Below are 18,475 nucleotides of genomic sequence, written 5' to 3'. Positions count from 1 at the left end.
GCTATCTGTTGGGAATACCATGTCTACATCCAGGCGCCCCGTGCGCCGCTTGACCAGGGCATCGGCAGCCATTGCCGCGCTCGCCGTTGCAGGTTCCGCGTTCTATGCCTCGAGCGCAGCGGCGTCAATCGTGCCCGATCCAATCACCTACTCGGCCAAGGGGGCGGGGCTCGAACTGGCCGCCGTCGGCTCCTACGAGACCGGCACCTTCGATGAGTCGGCCGCTGAGATCGTCACCTACCACGCGGCAAGCCAGCGCCTGTTTGTGGTCAACGCGCAGGCCGGGGCCGTCGACGTCCTGGATATTGCCGACCCGACCAAGCCCGTTAGGCTCTACACGATTTCTGGAAAGGGCATCGCCAACTCCGTGGCGGTGCGCGCGGATGGCCTGGGCACGATCGCCCTGGAATCATCCACCAAAACCGATGCGGGATCACTGCTCTTTTTCGACGCCACCTCTGAGACCGCCACGCCTCTTGGATCGCTCACCGTTGGTGCCCTGCCGGACATGGTCTCGATCTCCGCAGACGGCAGCTACGCCGTGGTGGCCAACGAGGGAGAACCCTCGGCCGACTTCAAGATCGACCCCGAGGGTTCGATCAGCATCGTCACGCTGCCCGCCGCGCTTGCCGCCCCGGCACAGTCGGCGGTCAAGACCGCCACGTTCCACGAGTTCGAGGAGGGCGGTTCCAAGAAGCTGCCGGCCGAGGTACGCGTCTTCGGTCCCACCCCGCACGGGGATGACAAGCCGGTCTCACGGAACCTGGAACCCGAATACGTGGCCATCGACGGCACCACCGCCTATGCTGCCCTGCAGGAAGCCAACGCTGTTGCCGAGATCGATCTGCCCAGCGCAACCGTCACCGCCATCCGCTCTTTGGGATTCAAGGACCACTCGCAGGCCGGCAACGGCCTGGATGCCTCCGATAAGGACGGCAAGATCGATATCCGCACCTTTGAGGGGCTCAAGGGCACCTACATGCCCGATGGCATCAACGCCTACACCTCCGGCTCCACCACCTACCTGGTCACCGCCAACGAGGGCGATGCCCGCGAGTTCGGAGACTACGAGGAGGGCGCCCGCGTCAAGGACCTGGTCTCCGACGGCCTCGCGCCGATCTGCGAGGACAGCCTCGCCGCGGGCCTCGCCAAGGATTCTGACCTGGGCCGGCTAAATATCAGCACCGCCTCGGGACTCAACGAGGCCGGTGAATGCTATGAGGAGCTTGTCGCCTTCGGATCGCGTTCCTTCTCCATCTGGGGCACCGATGGCAAGCAGGTCTTCGATTCCGGGGACGATTTCGAAACGATCACCGCAGCGGCCAACCCGGCATTCTTCAACTCGAACCACTCCGAGTCGAACCTTGAGGGACGCAGTGATGACAAGGGCCCCGAGCCCGAGAACCTGGCCATCGGGACGATTGGCAAGTCCACTTACGCTTTCATCGGACTCGAGCGCGTGGGCGGTGTCATGGTTTATGACATCACCCAGCCCACCGCCTCCACGTTCGTCACCTACGTGAACAACCGCGACTTCGCCCAATCCGTCGAGGGCGGCGGCAACCCCGCCGCCGCCGGGGATTTGGGTCCCGAGGGCCTGACGTTCATCCCGGCGGAAGGATCGCCCACCGGCGCCCCGATGCTGGCCGTCGGCAACGAGGTCTCGGGAACCACCACCTTGTTCGCAATTTCCGGAGACAGGGTGCCTGCTACATCACCCGATGCCTCCCCCACCACCGACATCCGTATCCTGGGGATCAACGACTTCCACGGCCGCATCGAAGCCAACGGGGCCGAAGCCGGAGCCGCAGTGCTCGGCGGTGCGGTGAAGGAACTGAAGGAAGAAAACCCCAATACGCTCTTGGTCTCGGCGGGCGATAACATCGGCGCTTCCACCTTCACTTCCTTCTCCCAGCAGGACAAGCCGACCATCGACGCGCTGGGCGCTTCCGGCGTCGAGGTCTCGGTAGTCGGCAACCACGAGTTTGATGCAGGCTTCAAGGACCTCACCGAACGGGTCATCCCGCGCTATGCGAAGTCCACCGGCGTCGACGGGGCCGAGCTGGCTCTGGGGGCCAACGTGTACCAGAAGGGCACCAAGACCCCGGCGCTCAAGGAATACGCAATCCGTGAGATCGACGGGGTGAAAGTCGGCTTCATCGGCACCGTCACCGAATCCACCGCGGCCATGGTCTCCCCTACCGGCATCAAAGACATCGAGTTCGGCGACCAGCTTGAGGCCGCCAACCGTGTGGCGGCCGCGCTGAGCGACGGCAACGAGAAAAACGGTGAGGCCGACGCCATCGTGCTGCTGACCCACGACGGGTCGGCTGTCGATAAGTGTGAGGCCATCGCCACCGAGAAGACCATCTACGGCAAACTGGTGCGCGAGGCTTCAGCCAAGATCAACGCGATCATCTCGGGCCACACCCACCAAGCCTACGATTGCTCCTTCCCCGTCGAAGGTTGGGCAGCCGGACTTGAACGCCCGGTCATCCAGTCCCACCAGTACGGCACCACCTTCGGGGCACTGGATCTGAAACTTGATCCGGAAACCAAGGTCATCGTGTCCTTGGAAGCAGAGCTGCTCCCGCTGATCACCACCAACGAGGCAGAGGAAACCACCGCCAACTATCCAGTACTTCCCTCCGTGAGCAAAATCGTTGAGGCAGCCACGAAGCAGGCGGAAGTAGCGGGCGCGGTCGAGGTCGGAAAGATCGGCGCCGATATCACCCGCGGCGGCACCGAAGGCTCGGACCGGGGCGTTGAATCGAGCCTCGGGAACCTGGTGGCGGACATGCACCTGTGGTCAACCTCCAATGATTCCTTTGGCGGTCAAAAGGCCGACATCGGCATCATGAACCCCGGCGGTCTGCGCGCCGACCTGCTGTTCGGCAAGGACGGCACCATCAGCTACCAGGATGCGGCAAGCGTCCAGCCTTTCGGCAACACGCTGATCACCAAGGACCTGACCGGTGCACAGCTCAAGGACATCCTGGAGGAACAGTGGCAGCCGGAGGGCTCTTCGCGTCCCAAGCTGCACCTAGGCATCTCCGCGGAACTGTCCTACACCTACGTTCCTGAAGCCGCACGCGGTGAACACATCACTTCCGTGTTGTTCAAGGGCGAGGAAGTGAGCGCGGACCAGGTTCTGCGCGTCGCGGCAAACTCCTTCCTGGCCGAGGGCGGGGACAACTTCACCACCTTCGGGCACGGCACCAACGTCGCCGACAGCGGCCAGATCGATCTGGTCGCGGCCGTCGAGTACTTCGAGGCGCACGCCCTCGTCGAGCCGGCCCCGCTGGGCCGCGCCGTGGTGTCAGGCACCGACTGGGCCAAGGTCGATCTCGAGGCCAGCACCGTCAAGCAGGGTGAAACCTTGAAGGCGAAGGTCTCCGGACTCGGGGAGGGCGCATTGATCGCCGCGGTCCTACACTCGGATCCTGTGACCGCAAGCGACATCCCCGCAGCCAATGCCGAGGGTGAAACGTCCTTCGAGATCGGTATCCCTGTCGACTTCGAGACCGGCGCACACACGCTGCTGGTCTCGGCCACGGGCCACGAGGACATCTCCGTTCAGGTCGAGGTTGCTTCGGCCGCCGACACCGGCCCGGGCGAAACCCCGGCACCGTCCGAGGAGCCGGCACCAAGCCAGAGCCCCGCGCCGCAGGACCCGGAACCGTCCGAGACACCTGTGGCACCACAGGGCAACGACGGCGGCAATGAGCCGGAGGCCGCGGCACCCCAGCCGAACGGCTCGCTGGCTAACACCGGTGCAACCGTTGGCGTAATCGCCGGCGTAGGCGCACTGTTAGCGGCTGCCGGAGGGTTGCTGCTCTGGCGGCGCCACCGTAGCGCAAGCACTCATACTAAGTAATCTCCTGCTCCGATAAATGGATCGTCCCGGCTCCCCTCAGTGGGGGCCGGGACGATCTGTTTGGGGCGCCTTGCTGCCGAAGCTCGGTTCAGGACGTTGAAGAATCCGGCGGGCGAAGGGCGCCGGATTGTTCCACGGTTGGCTCTGCTCCACCTTCTTTGGCTTCCTTGACACGCTGATCTTGCGGCACTTCCCCGTGAGGAGGACGGTCGTAGTACTTCTTGTAGCGTTCATCTTCATGGTGGTTATTACCCATGTGGTGCCTCCCGGAAACGAGCGGGTATCTCCACCGTGGCATTACAAAGCCCTATTGGCAACAGCTTCCACAGCACGGATAGGGCCCATCCGTGAAGGTGATCTCCCGACTTGGTTGGCCCAAGAAAACGAAGCAAATCTTAGGGTCCCTTTTCGCCGCGAGTTCCGATACGCCGGCGATCGTGACCAGGGAACACGTTTCCGGCCGCGGTCCTTGGACTATGTCGTCGCCCGTTATCGCCGCGGCGCCCCCTCGAGTTAACCTGATGTCAGCGGAGTCGTTCTTTGGCTGGCTCTCGGGGCCAAGATTCGGTGATGTAGTCCAGCAGCATGCCTTGTTCGGGATTCATCACGGCCAATTCGATGTCGTGCTCTTCCATATCCGCAGCGCTGACTGGGAACTGTTCGACGCCTCGTCTGGCACCCAACACACAGACGAAGAAATCGGAGAACGGCATCCTTCGACCAAGCTCACGAACCACTTCATCTTCGAAGTCCCCGATCAGAGCGTTGAGGTTCCCGTTAAAGCCGAGTTCATAGTCGGACCCGATCCCACGGTTGGCCAGCTGGTATCCCAGCGCGAATGGGTGGATCAGTGTCTCCGGGATCTCGGCCCATTCCCAGGGATCCAAGGGTTCTTGACCGCAAGCGACTGCCAAAGCTCCCCCGACAAACTTGGCGATGGCAAGGAATCGCAGCGCATCTTCCACGCTCCCGGATTCGTCGTCGAAGGGCTCACGACCGTCCCGATAGGTCAACCACAGATGCTCCATCAAGCGTGAAGCCGGCTCGGGGTCAAGCCACTCGTCGAGCAGCTCCGGGGCAAGTTCCTCGGCGTCGATCTCGATGACTTCTCCAAGCGTTCCCCACATCAGATGCTCCTTTTCGGTTGTCGGCCGGGACGGCGAATCGAATCAACCATCTCAAGGAGCAGCGACAGTTTGGTTGCTTAGTACGGGGGTGCGACATCCACCCCGGCCCAGCGCAGCACCCGCAAGGCGCGCAGCGTATTCCAGCGGCTCGGTTCTCCCTCCGGCGAATCAACATCTAGGTAGACAGCACCGGGCCAGGTGACCCCGGCAGCCCACCGACCGTCCGTCCCACGCTGAGAAAGAATCATCTCAAGTGCCGGTTCCAGGCGAGCGTCGAAAGCGTCGCCGGCTTCCCGGAAATAGTCCAGGGCGCGCAGCACGTCATAGAACCAATAGGGCGGGAAGGAAAAGTTCAGGTACCGTCCGTCGGCTACCTCCCCGGTGCTCAGCCGCTTGAATCCCGAGCGTTGCAGCAGGTATTCCTCGCCGCGCGTCCGGGCTTCGGCGAGCGCAACCGGAACCTGACCCATGGCCCGTTCGTGTTCGAGCAGGCCTTCCAGCACGCACAGTGTGGTGTCGAAGGAGGAGACCTTCGAATTTTCGGGGGCCTCGCAGTTCCACCCGCCGTCGGCCACCTGTTCGGCAAGCAACCTGTCGATGATCCGAGCGCTGCACTCCCGCTGCACCCCGAAGTAGGCGCCGTGGGACAGTACCCCGCCGTTGATGCAAGGCTCCACCTCTCCGTGGAAGTAGGGAAGATCGTCCCAGTACTTCCAGCTGACCGCTTCTTGGACCCGCTCCACGGCGGCGCGCACCCGAGGATCTGTGGGATCGGCGCCGAAGCGGCGCAGCGCGGCGAGCGACCAGAACACTGAGCGGCGGTCGTGGTCCTCGCCGTATTCTTCGTTGTTCCAATATCCGCGCTCGTCTTGAAGGGCGAGCAGCTGTGCGCCGTGGCCCTCGACCGCGACGCGTGCCCGTTCCTGGTCGACCTCTGCGCCGGGGGCATCGAGCAGGTCGCGCATGACCTGCCAGCGCAGGGATGGATTGGAATCGAGCAGCCACGAAACGGTGTCCTTCCACCGATTCTTGTACGCCACCGCGGCCCGGATCTAGGACTGGCAGGGCACCTCATCGCTGGCGAATCTGCCCTCGGGCAGCGCTTTGAGGCGAAGCTCGGTCAGCGTCCCGACGGATCTGGGTTGGGCGTGGATGGAGGCGGAACCGGGGTCCCGGCACTGACCCCGGGCTGTTCCCGGTCTGGGGCTTCGTCGTTGATCCATGCGGCCAGGGTGCGCAGCTTGGACTCGGATTCCGAGCCGGGCTCGGTGGTGTAGATAAAGAGCGTCTGGTCTGCCTCCCCGGTGACGGCAAGTGCCTCGTAACGAATGTCGAGGCGGCCCACCAACGGATGGTCGAGCCGTTTGATCCCGTCGCGGCGCTCCACCACACGGTGGTCCGCCCACCAGCTGCGGAACTCTTTGCTGTGGACCGAGAGCTCTCCGATGAGTTGGGCCAGCAGCGGGTCATCGGGGTGGCGGCCGGCGTCCAGGCGCAGCGTACCGACCATCGACGAGGCGGTCTTTTCCCAATCCACGTAGCGTTGGCGGGCTTCTTCCTCCAGGAAAGTCCAGCTGATCAGGCTGCGTTCGCGCACCGGTTTGGCAGGAAAGTCCGCGAGCAGGAACGCGGCCAGCGGGTTCATGGCCAGCACCTCGGTGCGTCGACCCCGCACGAACGCGGGATGCTCGGTAAAGGAGGCGAGCAAGTGGAAAAGTGACGGGCGCACGTGCTGGATCTGACTGACCGGCCCGCCTCTGCGCGGGGCCGCCACGGCACGGGCGAGGTCAAACAGATGACGGGTGGCCAGCTCGTCCAGTTGCAGGGCTTCGGCCAAGGCGCCCAACACGGTCTCGGAGGGACGCTTATGCCGGCCTTGCTCCAGCCGGGTGTAGTAGTCGGTGCTCACCTGGGCCAGGGCGGCAACCTCTTCGCGCCGCATGCCCGGCACGCGCCGGCGGGGACCGCCGTCTCCGGCCGGTTGGATCAGGGCACGGCGGGCCTTGAGGAACTCACCGAGTTCGGTTCCGGGATTCATTTCCGACGCTCCTTCCAGCACGGGACTTGATCCCACCTTACTGATCGTTTGTCTCATGAGGTGCGGTGCATCTTGTGGATCGCGGCCTGAGCCAACGGCTTGATCACCAGTTGGTCGATGTTCACGTGGTGCGGGCGGGACAGCGTCCAGCTGATGGCCTCGGCGATGTCGTCGGCCGCCAGCGGGTTGGGCACTCCGGCGTATACGGCATCGGCGCTGGCTTGGTCCCCGCCGAGTCGGCGCAGGGAGAACTCCTCGGTATGCACCAGTCCCGGGACAATCTCGATTACGCGGATTGGTTCGCCGTTCAGTTCCAGACGCAGGGTCTCGGCGACCACACGCTCGGCGTGCTTGGCCGCGGTGTAACCGCCACCGCCCGCATAGGTGCGTTGGCCTGCCACCGAAGAGACCACCACGATGTCCCCGCGTCCCGAAGTCCGCAGGGACGGCAGCAGTGCCTTGGTCAGCCGGACCGTGCCCAGCACATTGACGTCGTACATCCAGGACCATTTTTCTAGGTCAGCATCGGCGACGGTCTCGGTCCCGCGGGCGCCTCCGGCATTGTTGATCAGCGCATGGACTTCGCCCGCGGCCTCAACGATTCGGGCCACGTCGGCCTCCGAGGTGATGTCCGCGGCCAGCAGGTCGCAGCCGATCTCGGCGGCCAGTGCCTCAAGGCGGTCGGCGCGGCGCGCGATAGCCAGGACATACCACCCGGCAGCCACCAGATGGCGGGCCGTGGCAGCACCGATGCCTGTGCTCGCACCGGTCACTACTGCTCGCAAGTCGCGGGGGAACGTGGTGGATTCGTTTGTTTTTGCCATGCGTCAAGTCCATCAGTTTCTGTGCTGCTTCGGTGGCATCAACGGTGCCCAGCCGATCCGGGGTATCCGGTACCCCGGATCAACTGGGCACCGCCCGTGGTCTTGTGACGCCCGTTCCAGTGGTGGACTGGTCATAGTCACTTTTCCTTTGCGAGCAGGAGCACGTATGCCTAGCCAATCCTCTGAGCAGTCCACCCGGGAGCTGCAGGGCATCGAAGTGCCCTCGCGCGATCCCATGCTCGAGCGCCCCCAGAGCCGTCCGGCCGGGGTTCGCGACCTGTTAAGAGACATTGCCCCGCAATACGTCAGCAACGGGGTGATCGGGCTGATTTTCTCCGCCTCCGGGCCGATCGCGGTGACCTTGGCCGTCGGAGCCGCAGGTGGGCTGAGCCAGGCCGAGTTGGCCTCATGGGTTTTCGCAATTTTTCTTTCTGCAGGGCTGGCAACAGTGGTGATGTCCTTGCTCTACCGCCAGCCGCTGGGTTTCGCGTGGTCCATTCCCGGCACGGTGCTGTTGGGCCCGTCCCTGCAGCACCTGTCGTTTCCTGAAGTAGTGGGGACCTTCTTCGTTTCTGGGCTGCTCATCTTGGCTCTGGGATCCACCGGGTTGGTACGGCGGATCATGGCGGCCATCCCCATGCCCATTGTCATGGCCATGGTCGCTGCGGTGTTCCTGCGCTTCGGAACCGACATCGTTGCCTCTTCCCAGGCGAACCCCATCATCGCCGGCCCCATGGGGCTGGCGTTTGTCATCCTGACCGCTGTGCCCTTCTTGGGCAGGTACATGCCACCGGTGTTGGGCACTTTGGTAGTCGGTGTCATTGCCGTGGCTGCCAGCGGGCAGTTCTCATTGGAGGCGGGGGCCGGGCCTATCTTCGCCACCCCCGTATTCACCTCACCCGAATTCACTTGGGCCTCGCAGTTGGAGCTGGTGGTGCCGTTGGCCATCACGGTGCTGATCGTGCAGAACGGTCAGGGTGTGGTGGTGCTGCGCGCTGCCGGCCACAAGCCTCCGGTTAACGTCTTTGCCATTGCTTCTGGCGCATTTTCCGTGCTCAATGCCGGGTTCGGTGCGGTCTCCGCCTGTGTCACAGGCCCGACCAACGCGCTACTGACGTCCTCCGGTGCCAAGCATCGCCAATACACCGCCGCAGTGGTCTACGGCTTATTGTCGCTGGTCTGTGCGCTGCTGGCTCCCACCTTGACCCGATACATGCTGGCCACACCCGAGGCTTTTATCTTGGCGTTGGGAGGCTTGGCGATGTTCAAAGCCCTGCAGCAGGCTTTTGTCACGGCTTTCTCCACGAGCTTCACGATCGGATCGCTGGTGACCTTCGTCGTGACCATCTCGGACATGAATCTGTTTAATATCCACGCCGCGTTCTGGGGCATTCTCATCGGGTTCACGCTGTCGCGCCTGATGGAGCCGGGCGACCATGCCGCCGCACGGCTGGCTTCGTAAAAACCAACCCCCACAGCTGCATCCGATGCCGTCTCGCATCACGCCCAAGGACCAGGGGTTTCGCTTCTCCACAGGCGACCAGGGTCAATGGCCCACCCCAGTTCTCGGGGTGGGCCATTGACCCTGGTGTTGTGTCGTTAGTGGATGCGGAGCGCTAGGCCTTGGCGATTGCTTCCTTCAGGCCAGCCAGGATCAGGGCAACCGAGTTCGGGTTGGCGTTGGGGCCCATCAGTCCGATGCGCCACACGGTGTTGGCGTTTTTGCCCACGCCTCCCCCGATTTCGATGTTGAAGCGCTCCAGCAGGTAGGCACGAACCTTGGCCGAGTCCACGCCCTCGGGAACATTCACGGTGGTCAACTGCGGCAGGCGGTATCCTTCTTCGGCGAAGAGCGTCAGGCCCATCTCCACCAGCCCGTCTTGCAGCGCCTGGCCCGCAGCTTGGTGCCTGGCCGTGACGTTGTCTAGGCCCTCGGCCAGGATCCGGTTGATGCCGGCCTCGAGCGAGGCCACCATGCCTACCGGCGCGGTGTGGTGGTAGGTGCGTCCACCGCCCGATCCGCCGGTGGTGTATCCACCGAGCAGACCGAGGTCCAAATACCAGGACTGCGGCTTCTGCACGCGGCGCTCGAAGGCGCGGTCCGAGATCGTGAAGGGCGCCAGGCCCGGTGCGACACCCAGGCATTTCTGCGTACCGGCGTAGGCGACATCCACCCCCCATTCGTCGGCGAGCACCGGCATACCGCCGATGGAGGTGACGGCATCCATAATCAGCAGTGCATCGCCCTTAATGGCGCCCAGTGCCGCCATATCGGAGAGCACTCCGGTGCTGGTTTCCGCGTGGACTGCGGCAATCACCGTCGGGTTCGGGTGCGCGTCGGCCACGCGCTGGGCATCAACCGGGGTGCCATACTCGTGGTCCACACGCACTACCTCGGCACCGGCGCGTGAGGCAACCTCGCACATACGCTCGCCAAAGAGGCCGTTGACGGCAATGACCGCAACGTCTCCGGCCTTCACGGTGTTGACGAAGGCCGCTTCCATGCCGGCCGATCCGGTGGCGCTCAACGGCAAGGTTCTGGAATTCTCCGTCCCCCACAACGTGCGTAGTCCAGCAGCGGTACGGTCCATGCGGGCGATGAATGCCGGATCCAAATGGCCTAACAACGGCAGGGCGAGTGCCGCAGTGGCTTCCGGGTACGGGTTGCACGGGCCGGGACCGAAAAGGTGGCGAATTGGAACGATCTGCGTCATGTGATCTCTCTTTTCTCACTACGAATTCTGTAGGTTTTGGTGTCAGCCTATTGCTCTGGGGCTGTGTTCAAGTCTTTGTGAAGCCAAGCCCGAACGGTGGCAACCATCAGGAAGTCATTCGGCAATAGTTCCGCTGGATTCCACGGTTTGGAACCTTTGCCGAAAACAACGCAGAAAGCTGATTCCTACCAGGGTGCGGTTAGACGGCCCGCAATGCTCTGTCTGCGAATTCATCACTGAGAGACATGAGCCGTCGTGCTTCTTTAAGGGCTTCGGGCGAGTCTTTTTTATTGAGCTGGGCCAACAACAGCAGGTTGGCGATGCGCTGTTCATGTCGGCTGCGTGCGGCCTCTCGCGCAAGCTCGACCATCACCAGGACTCGCGCATGTGCGCGGCGTCCGCGGGCTTCTGGCCCCGAATCATCAGCGTCGGTTGTGCCCAGAATGTTCAAGGCTTCCGAGATAATATCGTTCATACTCCGCCTTCCACTGCACTTACCGTGACGCCAATTCGTGACGGCAATCACCACTTGAATCCTACCAACACCCTAGCGTCCACCCTGCGGCGACGGATAATCGCCCCATTTACCTGCCCGAACCCGATGTAACTGAAGAGCCCGAGGGGCGCCGCTAAAGATGGCCCGGGGCCCACATTGAAAAGTCAGCAGAGAACTCAACTTCGACACCCTCGATCGGTCTGCGGAGCAACCTGGCAGATGTTGAGTGCCGAGCATCGAGCGGCCGGTTTTCCGGACTCAATTCACCGCCTATTCATCCGCAGTCGGAGAGCACTTGGCTTGGGGGTGAAAGATTGAGAAATGTGACAGCATCAAAAACTTATGATTGACGCGTCAATCAATCTGTGTCATAGTTACATACATAAGCATGCAAACCGGCTGGACCCGCCGGCTTCCCAAAACAAGGAGTTTCCCCCATGAGCGTTGAAATCATTCCCGGCACCTGGACCCTCGACACCTCGCACAGCGAAGTTGGCTTCACCGTTCGCCACGCTGGCATCTCCAAGGTTCGCGGCGCGTTCACTGACGTCACCGGCACCCTGACCGTAGGCGATTCGATTGATTCCTCCAAGGTCGAGGCCGTCGTCAAGACCGGGTCCTTTGACTCGAACGATGACAACCGCGACGCACACGTCAAGAGCGCCGACTTCTTCAACGTCGAGGAATTCCCGGAAATGACCTTCGTATCCACCGGCGTTGCAGGCTCCCCCGAGGAATTCAAGCTCGAGGGCAACCTGACCATCAAGGAAACCACCAAGCCGGTGACCCTGAAGGTCGAATTCGGCGGCGTTGCAGTTGATCCGTTCGGCGCCACCCGCGCAGGCTTCTCTGCCTCCACTCAGATCTCCCGCAAGGAATTCGGCATCACCTGGAACGCCGCGCTTGAAGCCGGTGGCGTACTGGTTGGCGACAAGGTCACCATCAACATCGACTCGGCTTTCGTCCTCGCACCGCAGAACTAAGACTTTTCCAAGCATGACCCGGAGGGGGCCGCGTCCACGAGGACGCGGCCCCCTCCGACGTTGGACCACAGCACACCCGGAAGCTCCGCGAACGGTCTTCCCCGTCAATGCGGCGAAACCGCCGACGATCTCGGCGTTTATTAGATGGGGCGACTCGGTGCAGTCGTTTGTTTGAGTCGGCAGCTATCTAGCGACCCCGTTCCGTCTGGCCTCGAGGCCCTGTGGGTAATCAACGGCACCTCCAGAGCACCGAGGGCGTGAGCCGGTTGCGGACGAACACTGCCGCGGACACCTGATGCTTCGAGGTAACGTTCGGAAGTCGACGCCTGAGGATTCCACTCCCGGTGTTGTACGTTGAGAGTAGACGTAAGTCTGAACTTTATGCCTTCTGGGGGAGGCAACCACGCTATTTGGGGAGGCGCAGATGAAAGCACGACCAAAGGACCCTCTGAGCTCGAATTTCGGTCTGAAATCGGAACCAACAGAGGATCTATATGAAGCAAAGGTCATCACCAACGTTTCAGGGCGAACCGCGCTGACTCGCAGGCGTCTGGCCAACGGCCGCGAGACCCGTGCGTTCCTAGATGCAGCGCTGGACCTTACCTCTGAACTATTCACTCCCTCACTTTCCGAGCACCTGCTGGATAGCGACGAAGACGACGCACGGCCGGTCATGTCCTATCTCTCCAGACGCAAGGTCCTAGCGAAGGCAAGGGACAACTGCGGCCCAGATTTCCCGCTCAGCGAGAACATGATGCGCCATCGCTGGAACAGCCATGGAGATTTTCTGGCGGACTTCGTCGCCTACGCACTCGCTGACAAACATTGGAGCCTGCAAGCCGCGTTCTCCCAGCATGCCGAAAAGCTAATCTCCGGCGACAACGACTTTTCCAGTGCCGTCCACCGCGTCGCCTACGAGGATCTCAAACTCATCTTGGAGCTGCCTGCTTACAGGTTCCAGCTGTTGGCGATCGCTACATCGCAGGCCGATACGGCTTCGGCACTGGCAGTCAAGCGCATGTACAAGAATCTCTCTCGGGTGTGGCTGTCCCTCTATACCCGGGTCCTGGATCACTACGGCTTTAAATTCAGACCCGGTATGAACGCCGAAGATTTCAACATCCTGCTGCAAGCGATGGCCGAAGGCCTCGGCCTACGCCTACTCTCCGACCTGAACGAGCCCCTGATTGACGACGAGAACAAGACGTCTCTGCTGGGCACCGCTGCGCTGGCGCTACTTCTGGCCCTTGTGGACCATGGGGACGGATTGTCCATCGAGCAGGCCACCGAGGCCCATCTGGCCAAGATGCGCGCAGCCTAATAAACCGAAGAGCACACCCACGGATGGTGGCGGAAAATGGTGTGGGGCGGGCGCCGGCCACCCCCAAGTGACCCAGTGCTCCCGCCCCGTCAGTGTCCCGTACGCCATTGACGACATTCCACCGGTGGTCGCAAGGTCCGGGGGCATCCGCAGCCCGTTCGATGGCCCGTGGCGAGCCAAGTTCCATGATGGACTCGGCTCTCCCCCAAGTATCACGCGTCCACAGTTGGGCTGCGTTGCTACACAGACTTGCAACCACAACCTCTATTCAATCAAAGACGGGATCTTGCAGCTACACTCATCTGGGCCAACCCTGTCGGGGGCACCCAGCCGGGTCCCTTTTCGCAGATGCGAAAAACGACGAGCCCCGTGGCTACTTTTGTGCCATCAGACGCTGCACCCGCGGCTTGACCTCGGTGGCGAGCAAAGTGATCGATTCCAGCAGCTGGTCTTGCGGGGTGCCACCCAGGTCCATTTGCAGGAAGTGGCGCATGTGCCCCAGATATCCATGCAGGTGCACGATGCGTTCGGCGACCTCGTCCGGGGATCCCACGTAGTAGGCGCCCGGCGCATCGGCTTGTTCCAAGTAAGCGCGCTTGTCAGGAGCGGGCCATCCACGCAGGCGCCCCATTTCCACGTTGAGGTTGTGCCATCCCGGGTAGAACCGGTCCAGCGCTTCCTTCTTGGTCGGAGCCACAAACCCTAGAGCTCCCACCGCGATCCTCAGTGATTCCGGTGCATGTCCGGCGGCGGCGCCGGAACGACGGTACAGCTCGGCCAAGGGTGCAAAACGATGCGGTGCACCGCCGATGATGCCGTAGGACACCGGCAGGCCCAGCTGACCCGCACGAGCCGAGGAACTTGCGTTGCCGCCGGTGGCCAGCCAGATCGGCAGCTTGCCCGAGGCTGGACGCGGCACGACGGCTAGATCATCAAGTGCGGGGCGCACGGTGCCCGACCAGGTGACAAGCTCGGTATCGGCGTTGTTGATCGCCATGAGCAGGTCAAGCTTCTGCGCGTACAGGTCGTCGTATTCCTCGAGGCTGTACCCAAAGAGTGGGAACGTCTCCACCGAAGAACCACGTCCTGCGGTGATTTCCACGCGGCCTCCACCGGAGATGGCGTCCGCCGTGGCGAATTGCTGAAAGATGCGCACCGGATCGTCGGTGCCGATGATGCTCGCGGCGCTGCCCAGCTTGATCTGTGTGGTTGCTGCTGCCGCGGCGGCAATCATGGCCCCGGGTGAGGACGCTGGCATCGTGGCGGTGTGGTGCTCGCCGACACCGAAGTAGTCAAGACCGGAGGCATCGGCGTGCTTGATCGCCTCGAACAGGTTCTGGATGGCTTCAGCAGTGGAGCGTAGAGATCCATCGGTATTACGCTGGGTGTCTCCAAAGCTATACATGCCAAGTTCCATGGGGGTCCCGCTCTTTCGTGCTGGTCTGGTGGGTGGTTTAGGCGGTGACGAGGCTGGCGTGCAGTTTCAGCGACAGCTCATCGGCGCTGAAGCGGCCGTTGAAAATGTCAGTTCCCGGTTCAAAGGCTCTTCCTGCTGCAAGGTCGCCGGCGTCCACCGGGTCAAAGCCCAAGGCATCGATGAAGGCTGCGACCCGCGCTTTCGCTTCAGTGTCATCCGAGGCAATCGCCAACGCCCTACGGCCAGTGGAACCCGGCGTCGAGGCATCGGGCTCCATCTCGTGGTAGCCGATGTGGTTGAAGGATTTCACGACGCGCGATTCGTTCAAGTGGGCCGCAACGACCTCCGAGGAGGAACGATCGTCGATCTCGAAGTCGGCGATATCCCCATCGGTGACCGACCAGTAGTTCATGGCGTCCATGACAACTGCTCCTGCCAGCGCCTCGGCGTTGACCGTTTTGTATTTGTGCAGCGGCACCGCGAGAAGCACCAGGTCCGAGTCGGCGGCCTCTGCTACATCGACGGCCTCGGCGCCCGGGGTCACGATCTCGATGATCAAGGCATTGTCGGCGGCCGGCTTGGAGGTCGCGATTTTCACGCGATACCCTGCGGCAATCGCCAAGCGGGCAATGGCGGTTCCCACACGGCCGGCACCTAGGATGCCGATCGTGCCCCGAGATGCCATATGACCTTGTGCGCCGATAACCATCTGTCCTGCCCTTCAAGAAATTACGTTGTAGTACAGACTATATTCTGAACAGATCATCTGCGCAACACCGTATCGTCGGCTATGATGGACCTCATGGCCTCAACACATAATGCTCCCCTGTCTCTTGACAAGCCGCTCCCGGGTTTCATTCCGGGGGATCTGGCGTGGCATCTGGGCATGATCCTGCGCGGCCATCAAACTCTTTTTGCCGAGGCGGTTGCGGAAATGCCGTGCTCGGTGCGCGGCTACCAAATGCTTTCCACGGTCGTCCACCACGAGCCCGCCAACCAGCAGGCCCTGAGCGCCCATTTGGGCATCGACCGCACGGTGCTGACCTATCGCATCGATGACCTCGTGACGGCAGGACTCGTCGAACGAGTCCCGGCACCGACAGATCGCAGGGCGCGAAAGATTGTTGCCACCGAGCAGGGCGTCGACCTGCTGAACCAGCTCGAGATACGCGTTGCCGCAGCCGAGCAACAGCTGCTTGCCGGCCTTGACTCCACTGAAAGCGCGCAACTTGCCGCGCTGGTTTCCAAGCTCTCCATGGACATCCACCGAGCGCAGCCCGGTGCCAACCCTTGTGAGGCAATGGACCAGCTGGACTGATTTTCCTCTGGGATTCACGAAGCGGCGCTCCATGGTTCCTGTCACTAATCGGCTGCTGACCGGCCCGAACGCCATAGACTCGTTCCATGACCGATGGAGACATTACATTCCACACCCGTAAATGGGTCCGCCCCGAGGATCTCAATGCCAACGGCACGCTTTTTGGCGGCTCGCTACTGCGTTGGATCGACGAGGAAGCTGCAATCTACGCGATCGTCCAGCTCGGCAACGGTTTTGCCGTCACCAAGTACATGTCGGAAATCAACTTCGTTTCCTCGGCTCAACAGGGCGACCTGATCGAAATGGGCCTCACTGCTACCCATTTCGGCCGCACCTCCCTGACCATGCGCGCCGAGGTGCGCAATATGTTTACGCGACAGTCGATCTTGACCATCGAGAAGATCGTTTTCGTTAACCTCGGCCCCGACGGCACCCCTGCCGCGCACGGTTTCTCCGAGATCACTTACGACCGCGACCGCATCCCGGGCGAGCATTTGAAGCTGAAGCAACCCGACGAGCAGTAGCTCCTGCAATCCGGGGGCGGCTCGTGAAAACGGCCAACCCCTGGGCTCCCGAACTACGACGCCCTGGTGGCCGAGCGGAACACTCCCCCGCCCCACTGCACCCCGCTGCGCATCAGCCACAGCTCACAGGGCTTGATGGTTCCCAGACGGACCTTGTGACAGGCGGGGACGTAGGCGTCATCAGCGCTTCCGCCCTCCGCGCTGGACCATAGTGCATCGTTGATGTGGAAGATGTTCGCCAGGACCTCGCAGTCGCAGTAGCCACCGAGATCCGGGAACTTCCGTTCCATCGCCGTGGCACGTGGCGCCCGCAGGTCCCGGTAGGTCGTGCACCACTTCAGACCGTTGCAGTTGCGGCTTGCCAGCATGCGGTTGAGATAGCACGCCAAGCATTCGTAGCGCGGCGGAAGCAGCTGTTTGACGACCTTGAGGGCGTCTTCCAGCTCGGTGACCGTATATTCTTCCATGGCGGGCTCCTCAGGTTGGTGGAGCCTCCAGCATGGAACACCTGGCATCACCAGCGATCAGCATCATCCCCGGCTGTGCACAACATCGATCGGCAGTGGCAGGCCCGATGTGCGGAGAAGCCCCTTCCCCGCCAAATCAGGCGTCGCCCTGGAACCTCACAATGCGCTCGATCGCCTCTGTCACGGACTCATATCCTGCAGCAAAGCTCAGACGTACGTGGGTGTCCCCCTTGACGTGATCGAAATCGTTTCCCGGGACAATGGCAACACCTTCGGCTTCCAGCAACGCAGCGCAATAGGCAGCGGAGTTCGCATGGGATCCGAGCTTGCTGCCCACATCCGCATACAGGTAGAAGGCCCCGTCTGCAGGTGCGTATTCGCCCCACCCCAACCGGTCGATCGAGTTCAGCACCGCAGCCCTGGTTCGGGCGAATTCCGCCACGCGCACTTCGGCTTCGAGGTAAGCATCATCGGTGAAGGCCGCCAGGGCAGCGTATTGGGCCGGTGCCGGAGCACAGAGAGCCACGTTTCCGGCCAAGGCATCAACGGTCGCAAGCATGTCGTTGGGAACCAAGGCCCAACCCAACCGCCAGCCTGTCATGCCCCAGTACTTCGAGAAGCTCGAAATGACCACGGTGTCCGTATCCAGTTCCCAGGCACTGACCGAACGCCGAGTGTCGGTTCCCGCTTCGGGATAGTCGATGCCGTGGTAGATCTCGTCGCTGATCAACCGAACCCCTTGGTCCTTGCACCAGGTGGTCAGCGCCTCCAGTTCCTCTCCCGAAGCCATGGTTCCGGTGGGGTTTGCTGGCGACGCAAGCATCAGACCGTCAAGTTCGCCATGCTCCAGCTGTGCTGCTTCGAGCAGCTCCACGGTGGGCTGGTACCTTGACTCGGGACCGGCGTTGAGTTCGATGACCTCAACGCCCAGGGTGCGAAGGATGTTGGCATAAGCCGGGTAGCCGGGGCGGGCCAATGCCACCTTGTCGCCGGCGTTGAAGGCGGAGAGGAACATCAGCAGGAAGGCACCCGAGCTACCGGTGGTGACGGCGACGTTGTCTGCTGATACCTCGATGTCGTACCAACGTTTGTAGTGCGTGGCGATGGCTTCGCGCAGCTCCCGGATACCGAGTGCCGGCGTATAGGTCAGCGGCAGGCCGTCGGCATGGATCTGGGCGGCGCGTTGCGACACGGCGCTGGGCGCACCATCACTGGGTTCACCGGCGCACAGGGAGATCACGTCCCGGCCTGCGGCCCGCAGTTGGGCTACCCGATCCAAGATATTCATGACTTCAAACGCCGAGACCTTGGCCCGATCGGCGACCTTCAACGTGCGCTGCATTCTTCCTCCAACACCTGCATGAACCTG

17 protein-coding genes are annotated in these 18,475 nt (G+C 62.3%); 6 read left to right on the top strand and 11 right to left on the bottom strand.

Translation table 11 applies throughout. From position 1 onward, the window contains the following. Positions 1–19: 19 nt before the first annotated feature. Positions 20–3,877, top strand: a complete 3,858-nt coding sequence (locus ADIAG_RS19845; protein WP_007269758.1) for a choice-of-anchor I family protein — start codon at positions 20–22, stop codon at positions 3,875–3,877. A gap of 88 nt (positions 3,878–3,965) precedes the next feature. On the opposite strand, the gene ADIAG_RS21570 is transcribed toward ADIAG_RS19845, so the two are convergent. The 5 genes from ADIAG_RS21570 to ADIAG_RS02650 all read right to left on the bottom strand — a co-directional run bounded on the left by ADIAG_RS21570 (position 3,966) and on the right by ADIAG_RS02650 (position 7,866). Then, complete coding sequence (locus tag ADIAG_RS21570; protein WP_007269757.1) at positions 3,966–4,133, bottom strand: hypothetical protein; 168 nt, start codon at positions 4,131–4,133, stop codon at positions 3,966–3,968. Positions 4,134–4,401: 268 nt separating this feature from the next. Next, positions 4,402–5,004, bottom strand: coding sequence for a hypothetical protein (locus tag ADIAG_RS02665; RefSeq protein WP_007269756.1), 603 nt, complete (start codon positions 5,002–5,004; stop codon positions 4,402–4,404). Positions 5,005–5,081: 77 nt separating this feature from the next. Next, positions 5,082–6,044: a prenyltransferase/squalene oxidase repeat-containing protein gene (locus ADIAG_RS02660; protein WP_007269755.1), complete on the bottom strand. Its 963-nt coding sequence runs from the start codon at positions 6,042–6,044 to the stop codon at positions 5,082–5,084. Between the two features lie 80 nt (positions 6,045–6,124). Then, positions 6,125–7,042, bottom strand: a complete 918-nt coding sequence (locus tag ADIAG_RS02655) for a helix-turn-helix transcriptional regulator (protein ID WP_007269754.1) — start codon at positions 7,040–7,042, stop codon at positions 6,125–6,127. Between the two features lie 53 nt (positions 7,043–7,095). After that, positions 7,096–7,866 (bottom strand): SDR family oxidoreductase, encoded by a 771-nt coding sequence (locus tag ADIAG_RS02650; RefSeq protein ID WP_007269753.1) that lies wholly within the window; start codon positions 7,864–7,866, stop codon positions 7,096–7,098. Positions 7,867–8,032: 166 nt separating this feature from the next. Here ADIAG_RS02650 and ADIAG_RS02645 point away from each other — a divergent pair, with 166 nt between their 5' ends. Continuing rightward, positions 8,033–9,328 carry a benzoate/H(+) symporter BenE family transporter gene (locus tag ADIAG_RS02645; RefSeq protein ID WP_007269752.1) on the top strand — a complete coding sequence of 432 codons (1,296 nt, stop codon included), beginning with the start codon at positions 8,033–8,035 and terminating at the stop codon, positions 9,326–9,328. Between the two features lie 154 nt (positions 9,329–9,482). Here the strand turns inward: ADIAG_RS02645 and ADIAG_RS02640 are convergent, their stop codons facing one another. Both ADIAG_RS02640 and ADIAG_RS02635 read right to left on the bottom strand, forming a co-directional pair. After that, the gene (locus tag ADIAG_RS02640) at positions 9,483–10,580 is read right to left on the bottom strand and encodes a pyridoxal-phosphate-dependent aminotransferase family protein (protein WP_007269751.1); all 1,098 of its coding nucleotides are present in this window, start codon (positions 10,578–10,580) and stop codon (positions 9,483–9,485) included. A gap of 199 nt (positions 10,581–10,779) precedes the next feature. Further along, entirely contained in the window at positions 10,780–11,055 is a 276-nt protein-coding gene (locus ADIAG_RS02635; protein WP_007269750.1) for a hypothetical protein, read from the bottom strand. A gap of 458 nt (positions 11,056–11,513) precedes the next feature. On the opposite strand from ADIAG_RS02635, the gene ADIAG_RS02630 reads away from it, so the two are divergent. Both ADIAG_RS02630 and ADIAG_RS02625 read left to right on the top strand, forming a co-directional pair. Then, positions 11,514–12,059, top strand: coding sequence for a YceI family protein (locus tag ADIAG_RS02630; protein ID WP_007269749.1), 546 nt, complete (start codon positions 11,514–11,516; stop codon positions 12,057–12,059). Positions 12,060–12,483: 424 nt separating this feature from the next. Beyond that, positions 12,484–13,380 carry a hypothetical protein gene (locus tag ADIAG_RS02625; RefSeq protein ID WP_007269748.1) on the top strand — a complete coding sequence of 299 codons (897 nt, stop codon included), beginning with the start codon at positions 12,484–12,486 and terminating at the stop codon, positions 13,378–13,380. 373 nt (positions 13,381–13,753) lie between these two features. On the opposite strand, the gene ADIAG_RS02620 is transcribed toward ADIAG_RS02625, so the two are convergent. Continuing rightward, the gene (locus tag ADIAG_RS02620) at positions 13,754–14,785 is read right to left on the bottom strand and encodes an LLM class flavin-dependent oxidoreductase (protein ID WP_235045805.1); all 1,032 of its coding nucleotides are present in this window, start codon (positions 14,783–14,785) and stop codon (positions 13,754–13,756) included. A 49-nt stretch (positions 14,786–14,834) separates the two neighbouring features. Beyond that, a complete protein-coding gene (locus tag ADIAG_RS02615; protein WP_043473067.1) occupies positions 14,835–15,482 on the bottom strand; it encodes an NADPH-dependent F420 reductase in 648 nt (215 codons plus the stop codon). 117 nt (positions 15,483–15,599) lie between these two features. On the opposite strand from ADIAG_RS02615, the gene ADIAG_RS02610 reads away from it, so the two are divergent. Then, on the top strand, positions 15,600–16,115 hold the full coding sequence (locus tag ADIAG_RS02610; RefSeq protein WP_007269745.1) for a MarR family winged helix-turn-helix transcriptional regulator: 516 nt from the start codon (positions 15,600–15,602) through the stop codon (positions 16,113–16,115). An 86-nt stretch (positions 16,116–16,201) separates the two neighbouring features. Then, positions 16,202–16,639 carry an acyl-CoA thioesterase gene (locus tag ADIAG_RS02605; RefSeq protein WP_007269744.1) on the top strand — a complete coding sequence of 146 codons (438 nt, stop codon included), beginning with the start codon at positions 16,202–16,204 and terminating at the stop codon, positions 16,637–16,639. Positions 16,640–16,692: 53 nt separating this feature from the next. Here ADIAG_RS02605 and ADIAG_RS19840 read toward each other — a convergent pair whose 3' ends face one another. Both ADIAG_RS19840 and ADIAG_RS02595 read right to left on the bottom strand, forming a co-directional pair. Then, positions 16,693–17,106: a DUF2695 domain-containing protein gene (locus ADIAG_RS19840; protein WP_007269743.1), complete on the bottom strand. Its 414-nt coding sequence runs from the start codon at positions 17,104–17,106 to the stop codon at positions 16,693–16,695. 136 nt (positions 17,107–17,242) lie between these two features. Then, positions 17,243–18,448: a pyridoxal phosphate-dependent aminotransferase gene (locus tag ADIAG_RS02595; RefSeq protein WP_007269742.1), complete on the bottom strand. Its 1,206-nt coding sequence runs from the start codon at positions 18,446–18,448 to the stop codon at positions 17,243–17,245. Between the last annotated feature and the right edge of the window lie 27 nt (positions 18,449–18,475).

This window comes from Paeniglutamicibacter gangotriensis Lz1y, from assembly GCF_000348945.1.
GTDB lineage: Bacteria > Actinomycetota > Actinomycetes > Actinomycetales > Micrococcaceae > Paeniglutamicibacter > Paeniglutamicibacter gangotriensis.
This window is presented reverse-complemented; position numbering and strand designations above follow the sequence as displayed.